Genomic DNA, 15,102 nt, shown 5'->3' with positions numbered 1-15,102 from the left:
CTCACCGCTCCGCCTTTCCGGGTCCGGCGGCCTTGCCGCCGTCCTCGGCGGCGGCGGCCTCGGAGTCGGCGGAGGCGCCGGCGGGCTCGGCGGCCGGGGCGTCCGGGGTACCGGCCCCGCCCTCGGCCCCGGCCTCGGCGCCCTCGGCGGTCTCGCGCGCGACCCAGGCGTCGATCTGGGCCATGACCTCCTCGTCGTAGGAGAGCTGGCCGGGGACCCACAGCGGGTTGGAGAGGCCGCGGTGGGTCCGCTCGCACATCTCCCAGTCCTCGTAGTTGGCCTTGTCCCACAGCGCGAAGACGTCCTCGTGCGAGAAGTCGCTCTTGGCGGTCTCGGTGGGGTGGAACAGCCAGAAGTGGCGGACGAAGCAGGTGCCGGGGCTCTCCGGCCAGACCCACTGCATCATCACGTAGTCGGCCGTGAACCCGAAGAGCAGGTTGGGCAGGATGGTGATCCAGTTGATCTTCTGGAGGTCGCCCTCGGGGACGTTCGGCATCGGCGTGCGGGGGCTGCGGCCCGACATGGAGACGGAGTTGTAGCCGGTGCGGATCGACTGCCAGGCGCCGACGATGTCGCCCTCGAGGTCGTAGGTGCCCGCGTCGTCGAAGTCGGTGATGCGGTGCAGGTCCTTGTGGGCCGTGGGGAAGTGCAGGCTCTCGTTGACGTTGTGCGCGACGAGCTTCCAGTTCGAGGCGACCGGGTAGTCCTTGGCCTCGACGCACTCCAGGTCGGCGAGGTCGTAGACCTCGGCGAACGCGCCGAACTCGCCCAGCGACTCGTCGAGGTCCGGCGCGTCGTCGGAGAGCGCCACGAAGACCACGCCGAAGCGGACCTCGGTCCGCACGGGCAGCAGGCCGTTCTTCTCCTTGTCGAAGAAGTGGTCCATGTAGGTGCCGTTGAGGCTCTTGAGCTTGCCGTTCCGGTCGTAGACCCAGCAGTGGTAGAGGCAGACGAGGCTCTGGCGCTTGCCGGTGGCCTCCTCGACCAGCTTGTAGCCGCGGTGCCGGCAGTAGTTGTGGTAGCCCTGGATGCCGTTGTCGCCGTGGATCAGCAGGATGGACCCGGAGCCGATGTTGAGGGTGCTGTAGGCGCCCTTCTCCTTCAGGCGGGAGACGTGGTCGACCGGGAGCCAGCGCCGGCCGTAGATGCGGGACATCTCCCGGCGGAACTGCTCCTCGCCCGTGTAGAACTCGTGCGACCTGCCGATGCCGCCGGTCTCGAAGTAGGGCCTGTCCTCATCCTGGTCACTGATGAGATCGAACATGCTGGACGCACGCGTCATCTGCGGGTCTCCCTCGAACGAAGCGCATGGAATGCCGTGCCGGCGTCGGGGCGGTCCGGGGCCTGCGGACAGGCCGCACCGGGCCCCCGGCGCGTCGGGACGGCGGGGTGACTGGGGTGCTCTGGGGGGAGGGGTGTGCGGATCCGGGCGGGCCTGGCGCGCCGGTGTGCGGGAGCGGACCGGACGCCGGTGCCCCCGCCGGGCGGGGGGGCCGGTGTCCGGGACGGTCGTCCCGCCACGGGGGCGCGGAGAGGGCGGCGTGGGAGGGGGCCGCGGCGCACATGGGGTGGCGCGAGGCACCGGCGCGAGCGCCCGGAAGGGCGGGGCTCGGCGCACGGTGCTCGGCGGAGGGGTACGGGTCCGGGGCCGGGGGGCTCCGGAGGGGGCGGCGGGGGGCCGCGCGGGGGTGCGTCAGGCGGCGGGGTCGTAGATCCGCTCGTCCTGCGGCACGCCGGCGTCGTCGTAGAGCCGCTCCAGCGCGTCCGGCGCGTAGATCTCGTAGTCGGGGACGACGCCGCCGATCAGGCCGAGCATCTTGTTCGTCCACTCCTGGGACTTGCTCATCGCGCTCATCGTCGCCTTGAAGAACGGCGGCAGTTCGGTGAGCTCGCCCAGCGTCGTGGTGAAGTCGTAGACGCCGGCGCTCTCCTCGTCGCGCAGCTTGTTGTACTCGGCCAGCGCCTCCTCCATGGGGCGCTCGCCTGCGAGGCCCTGGTGGATGCGCTCGGCGAGCAGCTCGCCGTGCAGGAAGGAGTCCGTGATGCCCCAGCCGGTGTAGGGGTCCTTGTGGTAGCCGGCGTCACCGACCAGCGCCCAGCCGGGGCCGTACGCGCGGCGGTAGTAGTTGTCCGGGTAGCGCATGGGGCGGAAGTCCTCCGCGCGCCGGCCCATGTCGCGGAACTGCTCGCCCATCTCCGGGGAGACGTCGTCGATGACGGCCTGGAAGTTGGTCTCGACGTCCTGGCGGAACTCCTTGAGGTACCGCTTGGTGCAGATGGTGGCCACCATGGTGAGGCCGTCGTTGGTCGGCCAGGTGCCGAACCACTTCTCGTTCATGCCGTTCTTGTGGTGCAGGCCCCACGACTCGAGACCGGTGTAGTACGAGTAGTAGATGAAGCCGGCGGCGGGGCGCACGTTGTACAGCTCCGCGCCCACCTTCTTGGCGACGGTGGAGTGGAAGCCGTCGGCGCCGACGACGATCGTGGCGCGGAGCTCGCGCTCGGGGCCGTCCCCCTCGCGTCCGCGGATGCCCGTGACACGGCCGTCGGAGACCACCACGTCGGTGACGGTGAAGTTCTCCACGACCTCGGCGCCGGCCCGGCGGGCGGCGTTGACGAGTATCTCGTCCAGCACGGTGCGGCGCGGGCAGTAGACGGCGTCGACGCCGTCGACGGGGTCCGCGAAGCCGTTGAGTTCGATGCCCCGGTACCCGTAGTGCATCTTGCGGAGCGGGGGCGTCTTGGCCGCGATGATCTCGTCGAGCAGGCCCCACTCCTTGAGGCGCAGCAGACCGGCCTGGTGGATGTAGTGCGTCGACACCGAGTCGCTCGGGAAGGAGGCCCTGTCCACCACGACAACGCGGTGCCCCTGACGGGCCAGATGCATGGCGAGCGGCGCTCCAGCGCAACGGCCGCCAACAACAACGACATCGTACATACGGAGTCCCCCCGGGCTGGGTCGGTTTCAGGACCTGACGGTCTATCAGGCCTGCGGTACGAGCGTGGTACGGAGGCTATGGAGGGGGGCTGATCTAGGTCAAGCATCGGTCATGGAGGAGTAATGCGCGGTAGCGCAGATTCCGCCACCTGAACGGCTCATTCCGCCTTATCGGCGGGTGGTATGCCCGATATGCCATGCGGATTCAGTCGAGATTGTGATGCACACCACACCTCAAAGAAGGGTCAAGAACAAGCCATTCATGGCGTCAACTAATGCAAGCCCAAAGAAGTGCTTCCACTTTCGGGCGACAAGGATTGCGCCAATCGAAAGGAGCGGTCTACCGATTGGTAACCCATGGAGGGGATACCCCTGGCGGCCGGCACGGCGAAAGGGCACGCTTCCGGGCGCACGGAAAAGCGGCACCGCGAGCGGCGGCGGCACACGCCGCGCCGACGGCCGCGCCGGCATGGAGCCGGGCGCCGGGGGTCGGCGGGCCGGGGTGGCCGGACCACTATGCCTGACACTCCGTCAGCGCGGTAGCCCCGGAGCGCCGGAAGCGCACCACGGTTTCGCCACACGGCCCACACCCGGCTCACACCCGGTCCGGACCCGGACCCGGCCACCCCCGGCCACCCCCGGCCACCCCCGGCCAGCAGCCGGTCCGCACCCGGCCCCCGCTTCACGCGGACGCGCCCCGTCGCCGGGAGCGGCGGGGCGGGCGAGGCCGCACCGGGCGCACGGCCGGGCACGGGTGCGACCCACCTCACCACCTCGACAATTGCGCATTTCTGCAATTCAGCACATCATGAAGGGACGGCTGTGCCCGCAGGTAGCCGCGGGCACAGCCGACCGGGAGCGGGACGCCCGCCCCCGGCGGACCGAGAGAGGCCGAGCAGAGGGGCCGAGGAGAGGCGGGAGATCGTGCCGGTTCCGCTCTACCAGGCGAAGGCCGAGTTCTTCCGGATGCTCGGGCATCCGGTGCGCATCCGGATCCTGGAGCTGCTCCAGACCGGCCCCATGGCGGTGCGCGAACTGCTCGCGCGGATCGAGGTCGAGCCGTCGGCGCTGTCGCAGCAGCTCGCCGTCCTGCGGCGGTCGGGGATCGTCACGTCCGGCCGCGAGGGCTCCACCGTGGTCTACACGCTGGCCGGCGGGGACGTGGACGACCTGATGCGGGCCGCCCGGCGGATCCTCACCGAGATGCTGGCCGGCCGGCACCGGCTCCTGGGGGAGCTGCGGGAGGCCGAGGTCGCGCCGTCGTGAGCACCCCGAGCCCCCAGGGCATCCAGGACACCCAGGGCATCCAGGGCATCCAGGGCACAGAGGACGCGACGGACGCCGGCCCCCGTGTGCCCGCCGGCGCCCCCGTGCGCGCCCGTGGCGCCGTGCGCGCCGGGTGGGGCAGGGTCCGCTCCCTGCTGCCCGTCCGGGCCGATCTCGCGGCCGCCCTCCGAGCCCCGCGGCGGGACCTGACGGCCGGGCTGACCGTCGCCGTCGTGGCGCTGCCGCTCGCGCTCGGGTTCGGGGTCTCCTCCGGGCTCGGCGCCGAGGCCGGGCTCGCGACCGCCGTCGTCGCCGGGGCGCTCGCCGCCCTGTTCGGCGGCTCGAACCTCCAGGTCTCCGGCCCCACCGGGGCGATGACCGTGGTCCTCGTGCCGATCGTCGCCCAGCACGGGCCGGGCGGGGTGCTCACCGTCGGCCTGCTCGCCGGGCTGATCGTGGTGGGCCTCGCCCTCGCCCGTGCCGGCCGGTACATGACGTACATCCCGGCCTCGGTCGTCGAGGGCTTCACCCTCGGCATCGCGCTGGTGATCGGGCTCCAGCAGCTCCCCCACGCCCTCGGGGTGCCCGAGCCGGAGGGCGAGCGCGTGCCGGTCGTGGCGTGGCGGGCCGTGGAGGCGTTCGTCCGGGCGCCGAACTGGACGGCCGCCGCTCTCGCCGCCGGCGTCGCCGCGGTGATGCTGGTGGGGGCGCGGGTCAGGCCGGCGGTGCCCTTCTCGATCGTCGCCGTGGTCGCCGCGACCGCCGTGGCCCAGGTTCTCCACCTCGACGCCGCGGCGCCCATCGGGGACCTGCCCGCCGGGCTCCCCGCGCCCTCCCTCGGCTTCCTGGACCTGTCCGCGGTGGGGTCGCTGCTCGCCCCGGCCGTGGCGGTGGCGGCGCTCGCCGCGCTGGAGTCGCTGCTCTCGGCGCAGGTCGCGGACGGCATGACGGTGGGGCAGCGGCACGACCCGGACCGGGAGCTGTTCGGCCAGGGCCTGGCCAACGTCGTGGCCCCGATGTTCGGCGGTGTCCCGGCGACCGGCGCCATCGCCCGTACGGCGGTGAACGTCCGCTCCGGGGCCTCCTCCCGCCTGGCCGCGCTCACCCACGCCGCCGTCCTCGCCGTGATCGTGTTCGCCGCGGCGCCGCTGGTGTCGCGGATTCCGCTGGCCGCCCTCGCCGGCGTCCTGCTGGCCACCGCGGTCCGCATGGTCGAGGTCGGCTCCCTGCGGGCGATGGCCCGCGCCACCCGCTCGGACGGCGCCGTCCTGGTCCTCACCGCGCTCGCCACGCTCGCCCTCGACCTGGTGTACGCGGTGATCATCGGCCTGGTCGTGGCGGGCGCCCTCGCGCTGCGCGCCGTGGCGGCGCAGGCCCGGATGGACCAGGTCGACTTCCGCGCCGACCTGCCCGGTGAGCACAGCGAGGAGGAGCACGCGCTGCTCGCCGAGCACATCGTGGCGTACCGCATCGACGGTCCGCTGTTCTTCGCCGTGGCGCACCGCTTCCTGCTCGAACTCTCCGAGGTGGCCGACGTCCGGGTGGTCATCCTGCGGCTGTCCCGCGTCACCACCATGGACGCGACCGGCGCGCTCGTCCTGAAGGACGCCGTGGAGAAGCTGCACCGGCGCGGCATCGCCGTCATGGTGTCCGGGATACGTCCCGGTCAGCGCCGGGTCCTCGACTCCGTCGGGGCACTCGACCCGGTGCGGTCCGAGGGGCGGGAGTACGCCACCACTCCGGAGGCCATCGCGGGCGCCCGCTCCCACCTGCGGCGGGCGGGGCTGCTGCCGGCCGCGTGAAGGGCGGGCCGGGCCTTCCGGGGCGCCCGGACCCGCCGGCCGCGGGCGTGGGGCGCCCCGGAGGTCATGGCGCCGGCGTACGGGCGGGAGGATGGGGGCATGACGAACAGACCGCGACCGACACGGAGCCCGGCCCCGGCATGGGGGAGGCGGTGCGGATGAGCACGCCGCTGTACCAGCTGAAGGCGGAGTTCTTCAAGACGCTGGGGCATCCGGTGCGGATCCGCGTGCTGGAGCTGCTGAGCGTGCGCGAGCACGCGGTGAGCGAGATGCTGCCCCAGCTGGGCGTCGAGCCGGCGCACCTCTCGCAGCAGCTCGCGGTGCTGCGCCGGGCGAACCTGGTCGTGGCCCGGCGGGAGGGGGCGGCGGTCCACTACTCGCTGACCGACCCGCGGGTGGCGGAGCTGCTGGCGGTGGCCCGCGCGATCCTGTCCGGTGTGCTGGCCGGGCAGGCCGAACTGCTCGCGGACCTGCGGGCCGCGACCTCGGAGCCGCCTGCCTGACGGCCGTTCCCGGCGGCCCGGCGGGGCGCCGTCGCGGGCGGCGTCCGAGGACCCGGGACGGGCGTCCGCGCCGGGGGCGGCGCCGAGGACCCTGGACGGGCGTCCGCGCCGGGGGCGGCACCGGGGGTCCCTGGACGGGCGTCCGGGAGGCGTGCGGGTGGGCTATTTCTGGGCGTGCCGGCCCACGGCGAAGAGGATCCACACGAACCCGGCGAAGAGATGGGTGGCGAAGACGTACACGAAGACGCGCAGCATCACGCCGCGCTCCTTCCACTTCTCCCCGTCCCGGCCGTCGCCTTCCGGTCGTGTGGTCATGCCGCTCCTCCCAGCCCGACGGACCCATGGGCCGTCGGCGGCGACCCGGCGCGGGCGCGGGGCGGCCGCGTCCCGGTGGAGGGCGGTGCGGTCCACCCCCGCCCTCCACCTCAGGGTCTTTCATTGATCGCAATCTGCCGAATTGCAGATTTCTGCAAGTCTAGCGCGCGGGTGCGCGCCTCCGGGCCGGGCGGCCCGGTCAGGCCTTCTTCACCACGCTGGACTTGAGCTGCATGGCGCCGAAGCCGTCGATCCGGCAGTCGATGTCGTGCCCGTCGACCCCGTCCACCAGGCGGATGTTGCGCACCTTGGTGCCGGCCTTGATCCCCGAGGGGCTGCCCTTGACCTTCAGGGCCTTGACCACGGTGACGGTGTCGCCGTCCGCGAGGACGTTGCCGACCGCGTCCCTGACCACCTGCTCGCCCGGGCCGCCGGCCGGCTCGCCGGACGCGGCCGGGGACCACTCGTGGCCGCACTCGGGGCAGACCAGGAGGGCGCCCATCTCGTAGGTGTACGCGCCGGAGCACTTCGGGCACGCGGGAAGGTTCTCGTTCATACCGCGCATCGTAGGCCAGCGGCGGTGGGGGCCGCCCTGGCCCGCGGACGGTCCGGAGCCGCCCCCGTGCCCCACGGGCGCGTCCACCGGCCTACGGGCCGTCCCGGCCGGCCGCGCGGGTGATGGCCGCCTCCACGGCCGCGAGCCGGTCGGCGAGCAGCCCGAGGGCGGCGAGCGTCCGGGCGGCGGGGTCGTCGCCCGCCCCGGCGAGGGACCGGGTGCGGGCGTGGGCCGCGGTGACCTCGGCCCGGCGGGCGGCCTGCTCCGGGGTGAGCGTGCCGCGCAGCGCGGCGAGCTTGAGGAGGTTCGCCTCGGCGTCGCCGTCGAGGGTCTGGGCCTCGGCCGTGTAGTGGTCGCCGACGAGGGCGGCGAGTTCGGCGTCGTCCATGGCGGGCGAGATCCGGGACGCGATCTTGTTCATGTCGCGGTAGGAGCCCTGGAGCCGGAAGGGCGGCTCGGTGCGGGCGCCGTCGCTCTGGGCGGCGGAGGCGATGTACGCCCCGTTGACCGCGAGGACCGTGGCGCGGGCGGCCAGCAGGTGGCGCAGGACGGCGAGGACCCGGTCGAGCTCGGCCGGGGTGTACGGGTGGGTGAGCCGCTCCCGGTCCGCCAGCGGGTCGCCCGCCGCGAGCCGGGTGAGGAGCTCCAGGTCGGCGCGGTCCCGGCCGGCCAGCGGCGCGAGGTCCGGGTGGGAGGTGAGGGCGTTCTCGACGAAGCTGAGGGCGAAGGCGTCCTCCTTGCCGGTGAGGACGTCGCCGAGGTTCCACACGTCGGCGCGGTTGGCGAGCATGTCGGGGACGTGGAAGCGGCCGCCCGACTCGGTGTAGGGGTTGCCGGCCATGCAGACGGCGAAGCGCTTGCCCCGCAGGTCGCGCCCGGCCAGGGCGCGGGTGGCGTCGCACAGGGGGATGAACTTCTGCAGGAACTCCGCCGAGCAGTGCTGGATGTCGTCCAGGTACAGCAGGACGTTGTTGGCGGCGTCCAGGGCGAAGGCGATCTTCTCCAGTTCGCGGCGGGCGGCCGTGTCGGGCGCCTCGGCCGGGTCGAGGGAGGTCGTGGCCCGGCCGAGGGCGGGGCCGTCGACCTTGACCAGCAGCAGGCCGAGGCGGTCGGCGACGTACTCGACGAGGGTGGTCTTGCCGTATCCGGGCGGGGAGAGCAGGAGCAGCATGCCGTGGCTGTCGGCGCGCTTGGCGGCGCCCGCGGCGCCGAGCTGCCGGGCGAGGTTGTCGCCGAACAGGGGGAGGTAGACCTCGTCGACGAGCCGGTTGCGGACGAAGGACGACATGACCCGCGGGCGGTACTCGTCCAGGCGCAGGCGGGCGCGCTCGGCGGCGACGAGGTCGGCGCGGCGCCGCTGGTAGGCGCGGAACGCCGGTACGTCGTGGGCGGCGAAGCGGGCGGTGCGGTGCAGGAACTCGTCGATGCGCAGCTCCAGGGCGCCGCCGCGCAGCCGCGGGTGGGTGCCGAGCAGGCCGGTGACGGTGGTCCGGGTGGCGCCGTCGGCGTCGTAGTGGTCCAGGGCGGGGCACAGCTCGACGGCGGCGGCCTCGGCCAGGACCCCGTCGCCGGGCTGCTCGCCGGACGCGGCGGCGTAGGCGTGCAGCCAGCCCTCGACGAGCTGGCGGCGGGCGGCGGGGTCGTCCAGGGCGCCGAGGTCGTCGCCGTACGCGCCGTCCCCGGCGGCCCGGTGGAACTTCTCCAGCAGGGTGCGGGCCTCCGCGGAGACGGCGAACCCGGCCGGGCCCGTGCCCAGTTCCTCGACGAGGTACGCGGCGGCGGCCGGGTCGCCGGTGTGCTCGGCCAGTTCGCGGCGGAGCGCGTCGAGGCCCGGCGCCGCGCCGAACAGGTCGCGGGCGCGGGTGAGGGAGGCGGCGCGGCGGGCCCAGTCGGCGCGGGCCGCGGCGGGCGCCGTGTGCGCCCAGAAGAGCTGCGCGGCGGCGCGGGCGGCGGCGGGGTGGCGCAGGAGCCCGGCGCTCTCGCGCAGCCGCAGCGCCGCGCTGAGGATGGCCGCCGCGTCGTGGTCGTGGACGCCGCGCTCGTACCCCTCGTCGTACGCGGCCTCCGCGGCCCGCCGCACCAGGTCCGGCAACTCCCCGGCGGCGTGGGCGGCGGCGAGCGCGTCGGCGCCGCGCTCGGCGAGCAGCCGGGCGGCCAGGTACTCGCAGCGGTAGACGTCCGGGGACTCGGAGGGCAGGGTCCGCGCCCACAGCGGGCGGGTGTCCGCGAAGGCGGGGTCGGTGACGGGGCGGCGGTAGTCGGTGCCGGTGAGGGCGAGGGCGAGGCTGTCGCCGTGCGGGACCAGGACCAGCTCGGGCGCCTGCCGCTGGACGGCGAAGCGGTGCCGGCCGAGGCGGATGGTGTCGCCGCCGTCGGCGTACAGCTCGGCGCGGTCGCGCAGGGCCCGCCCGGCCTCCTGGCGGGCGGCGGCGAGCCGGCCCTCCAGCTCCTCCGCCCGTACGTGGTCGCCCAGGTCGCGCAGTTCGTCGGCGGTGCGGCGGATCCTGGCGACCATGGGGTCGGAGGCGAAGTAGGCGTGGACGTCGTCCGTGCCGCCGAGCGCGGCGGCGCGGCGCGCGATCGTCTCCAGGACGCGGCCGGCCGACTCGGTGAGGCGTTCGGCGCGGCGGGCGCGGGCGTCGGTGAGTTCCTGGCGGCGGGCGGTGAAGGCGTCGTGGATCTCGGTCCGCTTGTCGGCGAGGTCGCGGAGGAAGCCGTCGTGGTCGGCGAAGCGGGTCTCCAGGTTCTCCAGCTGGAGCAGCAGCCCGCCGAGCCGGGTGTCGCACTCCTCGGGCGTGCCGGCGGCGGCGAGCGCGCCGGTGACCGCCTCGGCGAGCAGGGCGAACTCGGCGGTGAACGCGGCCCGCCCCTCCTGGTCGAGGAGTGCGGCGCGCCGCGCGGTGAGGGCGGCGCGGGCGCGGTTGAGGGCGCCGAGGACGTCGGCGGCGCGCTCCAGGACGGAGGTGCGCACGGTGGCGTCGGCGATGTCGAGTCCGGCGACGACCTCGCTGAGCGTCCGCAGCCCGAGCGCGTGCGCGTCGAGGCGGTCGGCGAGGTCGCGGGTGGCGGCGACGGTCGGCGCCGCCGCGGCGTCGGCCGCGAGCCGTTCGGCCTCGGCCCGGTGGGTGTCGAGGGAGTCCTCGCGCCCGAGGAAGGCCACGGCCCGCTGCGCGGCGGCGGTGATGTCCTCCTCGGCCCGCCGGGCCAGGGCGTCGACGGCGGCGGTGTCCGCGTAGCGCAGCTCCTTCACCGCCAGGAGGTGGCCCTGCGCCCGGCGCAGGCCGGTGAGGCGGGAGATCCACTCCTCCGCCGTGGCCGGGGACTCCCCGCGGACCTGCCGGGTGAGCCGGGTCAGGCGCCGCTCCGCCTCGGCGAGGGCGTCGGCGGCGCGGGACCGCAGGGCCGCCACGGTCTCGAACTCGGTGAGGACCCGCTCCGCGGTCGTGCGCACGGCGGCGAGCGGGGCGGCGAGGTCGCCGGTGCCGGGGTCGCCGAGCCAGTGGTGGGTGTCGGCGGCGCGGTCGCAGGCGGCGATCAGCGCCTCGTACACCTCGCCGGTCGGGGTGGTCTCGGTCGCCTGCCGGGCGATGGCGAGGCAGTCGGAGACGCCGCGGACGAGGTCGGCGTTGCCGATCCGGGCGAGCGGACCGGTGCCGGCCGGCTCCTGGTGGGTGTCGGCGGCGAAGGGGGTGCGCCAGAACTGGACGGGGTGGACGCGGCCCGCCTCGGTGCCGGAGCCGCGCAGCACGACGAGGGTGCCGTCGTCGAGCAGCGTGTGCGCGCGGCCCGTGACGGGGCGGGCGATCTCCTCCCGGACCCGGTTGTACGGGAGGATCAGGGAGCGTCCGCCGTCCGGCGCGCCGGGCGAGCGGAAGGTGAACAGGACGTCCTCGCCGTGCGGCGAGGTGACGCGCCCGTCGTGGGCGAGCCCGGCGGTGTCGGTGCCGAAGGTCCGCACGGTGCCGTCGGCGAGGCAGTAGCCGCCGGGGAAGACGACGCCCCGGTCGTCGGGGAGCCGCAGGCACGCCTGGCCGAGCCCGTCGAGGCGGACGACCGTGCCCGTGAGGGTGCTGAAGACCAGGTGGCGCACGGTCTCCTCGCGGTAGGGCAGGACCCGTACGAGGACGAGCGGGCCGACGGCGGCGTGGGCGACCCCGGCGTCGGCGAGGGACTGCAGCGGCTCGTCGACCGGCTCGGCGTACACCCCTTCGGCGGTCTCGGTGTCGTTCACCGTCTTGACGGTGAGGGTGCCGCCGAGGGTGGAGACGTACAGCCGCCCGCCGAGCGAGAGGTGCGGGTGGCGGCCGGGCACGTGGTCGTCGCGGCCGGCGGGCACCCAGTCGACGTCCTGGCCGGGCGGCGTGACGAGGTCCCCCTCCCCCAGCGCGTCGAGGAACCGGTACGTGCCCGACGGGCCGGTGGCCCAGCGCAGGACCCGCACGTCGTCGGCGCTCTCGCCGGTGCGGAAGACGGCGAGCAGGCGGGCCTCGGTGCGGCGCAGCGCGATCAGCCGGGCGCCGCGGAAGTAGCGGTGCAGGGCGGTGAACTCGCGGACGAAGGCCGGGTCGTCGAGCAGGCCGGGGACGGCGTCCTCGGGCAGCGGGACGAGGTCGCGGTCGTACAGGGCGAGGACGTCGGCGACGCGCGGCTCGGTGTCCTGGGCGGCGGGACGGGTGCGGCCGAAGAGCAGCCGGCCGCCGACCGCCGCGACGTCGGTGAGGACGCACGGGTCCCCGGTCCTGGCCTGCCCCGTCCCGGTGAGCTCCAGCTCCCCCGTGCCGAACTCGCCGGTACGGGCCGCGTTCAGCGCCTCGGCCCGTGCGGCCAGCTCCGCCGCCTGCGCGGCGAGCCGGTCGCGCAGCACCGCGTACGCGTCCTCGTCCAGGCCGCGCGCCCCGCTCTTGGTGTCCATCCCGCCGTACCTCTCCACGATGCTCGTACCCGTCCCTCCGCCGCGCGCCGGAACCCCCGTGCCCGGCGCCCACCGCTCCCGCCCCGCCCCCTCCGGGGCCGGGCCTCCCTGGGCCCCGGCGCCGGGCGTGGGGGCGCCGGGCCCCGTACGCGGCGCCGGACTTCCCGGCCCGCCCCGACCCGGCCCTCCCCGGCCCTCCCCGGCGTGCGGGGCCGGGCGGGCCGGGTCCCACACCTGCGGGGCCGTCAGTTCGCCGCCGCCGCGCCGTTCAGCCCGCCCGGCGCGGTGGGCGCGGTGGCCGCGGCGGCGTCCGGGGCGGAGGCCGCCGCGAGGACACCCGCGTCGAGGACGCCGGACTTCATGACCTTGGCCAGCAGCGCCGACACGCTGAGGTTCTGCACGTCGGCCGTGGACAGCGAGCCGAGCACCCGGGTCAGGTCGCCGGTGAACGAGCCGTCGCCGTTCAGCCACGGGCCGGCGAGGGTCTGGGCCGTCTTCGAGTGGTCCATGAAGCCGTCGACGGACTTGCCGAGCGAGACGGACTGCACGAGCCGGTCGAGGAAGACGGACTCCCCGCCGACGATGTTGATGTCGGCGTGCTCCAGGCCCGTCGCCAGGACCGTGGCCTGCGCCTCCGCGACCTGCCGCTGGACGTCGAGCCCGGCGAGCCGGACGTCCTTCTCGGCCTCCAGGCGGAGCCGGAACTCCTCGTGGGTGCGGGACGCCTCGTCGAGGGCGGCCATGGCGGCGGCCTTCTCGGTGAGCCCGGCCGCCTCGGACTTCAGCTTCTCGCCGATGCCCTCGGCCTCGGCCAGCGCCCTGGCCCGCAGGCCCTCCGCCTCGGCGCGCAGCCGTGCCTCCGTGGCCTCGGCCTCGGCGCGGCCCGCCTTCTCGATGGCGTCGGCCTCCCGCTCCCGGACCTGGGCGGCGGCGAGCCCCTCGGCGGCGGCCTCGGCCTGGACGCCCTCGGCGAGGCGGACCTTGGCGCGGGCGTCGAGGTCGGCGGCCTTGTGCCGGGCCTCCGCGAGGGTCAGTTCCTCCGCCGCCCGGTGCACGGCGGCCTGCTCGGCGGCCTCGGCGGCCTTGATGTCCTTGACCAGCTTCTCCTGGGCCTCGGCCTCGGCGGCGATGACGAGGGCCTGCCGCTCGCGCTCGGCCTCCTCCACCGCCCGCAGCCGCTTGATCGACTCCTCCTGCTCGGCGACCGTGCGGTCCACCGCGACCCGCTCGCGGATCACCTCGGCGATGTCCCTGCGCTCCGCCTCGAGCTCCTTCTCCGCGGAGATCCGGGTCAGCTCGGTCTCCCGGTCGCGGGCGATGACCTCCAGCAGCCGGTCCTTCTCGATCCGCTCGCTCTCGATCGCGATGACCCGCTCGCGGTTCTTCTGCGCCACGGCGACCTCGCGGGCCTGGTTCTCCCGCTGCACGCCGAGCTGCTCCTCGGTACGGAGGAAGGCGCTCTGGGCGCGCAGCCGCTCCTCCTCCACGACCTTCGCCGTCTCGGCCTCCTCGCGGGCGCGGACGGTCTCGATCTCCCGCTTCTGCTTGATCTCGGCGTCCGCTTGGCGGCGCTCCAGTTCGAGGATGGCCTCGCGGGCGTCGACGTTCTGGCGGGTGATCTCCTTCTGCTCGTGCTGCCGGAGCTCGTTGGTGCGGACGTTCTCCGCGGCGGTGAGCTCGGTGATCTTGCGGATGCCCTGGGCGTCGAGGATGTTGCCCGCGTCGAGCTGGGAGAGCGGGGTCTGCTCCAGGTAGTCGATGGCGGCGTCCTCCAGGCAGTAGCCGTTGAGGTCGATGCCGATGAGCTCGATGATCCGGAAGCGCAGCTCCTCGCGCTTGGTGTAGAGGTCGGTGAAGTCCATCTGCTTGCCCACCGACTTCAGGGCCTCGGAGAACTTGGCGCTGAACAGCTCCTGGAGGGTGGCCTTGTCGCTGGCGCGGGCCGTGCCGATCGCCTGGGCGACCTTGACGACGTCCTCGACCGTCTTGTTCACCCGCACGAAGAACGAGATGCGGATGTCGGCCCGGATGTTGTCCCGGCAGATCAGCCCGTCCCGACCGGTCCGGGAGATCTCGATGGTCTTCACCGAGATGTCCATGACCTCGGCCTTGTGCAGCACCGGCAGGACGACCTGCCCGGTGAAGGTGACGTCGACCTTGCGCATCTTGGAGACGATCAGCGCCTTGCCCTGTTCCACCTTGCGGAAGAGCCGGCTGACCGCGAACACGACGGCGGCGGCGAAGAGGACCACGGCGACGAGCACGCCGATGCCCACGGTGTTGGCATCCATGAGAGAACCCCGTGTCGATCGATGGAGGAAGGACGTACGCGCTCAGACGGCGGTACGTGCGGAGCGCGGTCCGGCCGCGGCGCCGAGGCGCGGGGCGCGGCGGGAGGCGGCGCGGAGCCCGCGCGGCCGGGCGGACGGCACGGTGCCGGCGCAGCCCCGCAGCCAGGCGACCGCGAGGCGGCCGACCCCGACGGGCGCGGCGGTCGGGACCGCGCCGGGGAGCCGGGAAGCCCGGGGAGGGGGTTTCGTCATGGTGCGCCCTCCCCCGTGTCGACTCTGCCGCGATCCGGCACCGACGGCACGGACGTGTCGCCGCCGGAGCCATTCTGGACGCCCGCCCCGAGCCGCGCATTGCCGTAACCCGGCAGTCTTCACGCGCCCTTAATGCCGAGTCGGGTCCGCGGTGGAGCGGAAGGGCGGGGGGGCTCACGGCTGCCGGGAGGGGGAGGCCGCGCACCCGGCGCGCGAGCGGAGCCGAAGGGGCGCGCACCCGCTTCGGGAGGAAAGCCACCTGCGCCC

10 protein-coding genes are annotated in these 15,102 nt (G+C 74.6%); 3 read left to right on the top strand and 7 right to left on the bottom strand.

Annotation, left to right across the window (positions count from 1 at the left end; translation table 11 throughout):
* Nucleotide 1: 1 nt before the first annotated feature.
* Nucleotides 2-1,282, bottom strand: a complete 1,281-nt coding sequence (locus CP974_RS23840) for an aromatic ring-hydroxylating oxygenase subunit alpha (protein WP_223844475.1) — start codon at nt 1,280-1,282, stop codon at nt 2-4.
* Nucleotides 1,283-1,693: 411 nt separating this feature from the next.
* Complete coding sequence (locus CP974_RS23835) at nt 1,694-2,938, bottom strand: NAD(P)/FAD-dependent oxidoreductase (protein ID WP_031131424.1); 1,245 nt, start codon at nt 2,936-2,938, stop codon at nt 1,694-1,696.
* Between the two features lie 924 nt (nt 2,939-3,862).
* Here CP974_RS23835 and CP974_RS23830 point away from each other — a divergent pair.
* The 3 genes from CP974_RS23830 (at nt 3,863) to CP974_RS23820 (ending at nt 6,509) form a co-directional block, all read left to right on the top strand.
* Entirely contained in the window at nt 3,863-4,204 is a 342-nt protein-coding gene (locus tag CP974_RS23830) for an ArsR/SmtB family transcription factor (RefSeq protein ID WP_031131422.1), read from the top strand.
* A 104-nt stretch (nt 4,205-4,308) separates the two neighbouring features.
* A complete protein-coding gene (locus CP974_RS23825) occupies nt 4,309-6,006 on the top strand; it encodes a SulP family inorganic anion transporter (protein ID WP_373276745.1) in 1,698 nt (565 codons plus the stop codon).
* 158 nt (nt 6,007-6,164) lie between these two features.
* Nucleotides 6,165-6,509, top strand: coding sequence for an ArsR/SmtB family transcription factor (locus tag CP974_RS23820; protein WP_031131418.1), 345 nt, complete (start codon nt 6,165-6,167; stop codon nt 6,507-6,509).
* A gap of 162 nt (nt 6,510-6,671) precedes the next feature.
* Here CP974_RS23820 and CP974_RS29750 read toward each other — a convergent pair whose 3' ends face one another.
* From CP974_RS29750 to CP974_RS23800, 5 genes are all read right to left on the bottom strand, one after another.
* The gene (locus CP974_RS29750; RefSeq protein WP_162887747.1) at nt 6,672-6,824 is read right to left on the bottom strand and encodes a DUF6126 family protein; all 153 of its coding nucleotides are present in this window, start codon (nt 6,822-6,824) and stop codon (nt 6,672-6,674) included.
* A gap of 199 nt (nt 6,825-7,023) precedes the next feature.
* Nucleotides 7,024-7,380 carry a zinc ribbon domain-containing protein YjdM gene (locus CP974_RS23815; protein ID WP_031131416.1) on the bottom strand — a complete coding sequence of 119 codons (357 nt, stop codon included), beginning with the start codon at nt 7,378-7,380 and terminating at the stop codon, nt 7,024-7,026.
* A gap of 91 nt (nt 7,381-7,471) precedes the next feature.
* Nucleotides 7,472-12,292: a DNA repair ATPase gene (locus CP974_RS23810; RefSeq protein ID WP_031131414.1), complete on the bottom strand. Its 4,821-nt coding sequence runs from the start codon at nt 12,290-12,292 to the stop codon at nt 7,472-7,474.
* A gap of 245 nt (nt 12,293-12,537) precedes the next feature.
* The gene (locus CP974_RS23805) at nt 12,538-14,583 is read right to left on the bottom strand and encodes an SPFH domain-containing protein (RefSeq protein WP_031135098.1); all 2,046 of its coding nucleotides are present in this window, start codon (nt 14,581-14,583) and stop codon (nt 12,538-12,540) included.
* A gap of 42 nt (nt 14,584-14,625) precedes the next feature.
* The gene (locus tag CP974_RS23800) at nt 14,626-14,835 is read right to left on the bottom strand and encodes a hypothetical protein (protein WP_031135100.1); all 210 of its coding nucleotides are present in this window, start codon (nt 14,833-14,835) and stop codon (nt 14,626-14,628) included.
* Nucleotides 14,836-15,102 lie beyond the last annotated feature (267 nt).

The sequence above is a fragment of the Streptomyces fradiae ATCC 10745 = DSM 40063 genome (assembly GCF_008704425.1).
Classification (GTDB): domain Bacteria; phylum Actinomycetota; class Actinomycetes; order Streptomycetales; family Streptomycetaceae; genus Streptomyces; species Streptomyces fradiae.
This window is presented reverse-complemented; position numbering and strand designations above follow the sequence as displayed.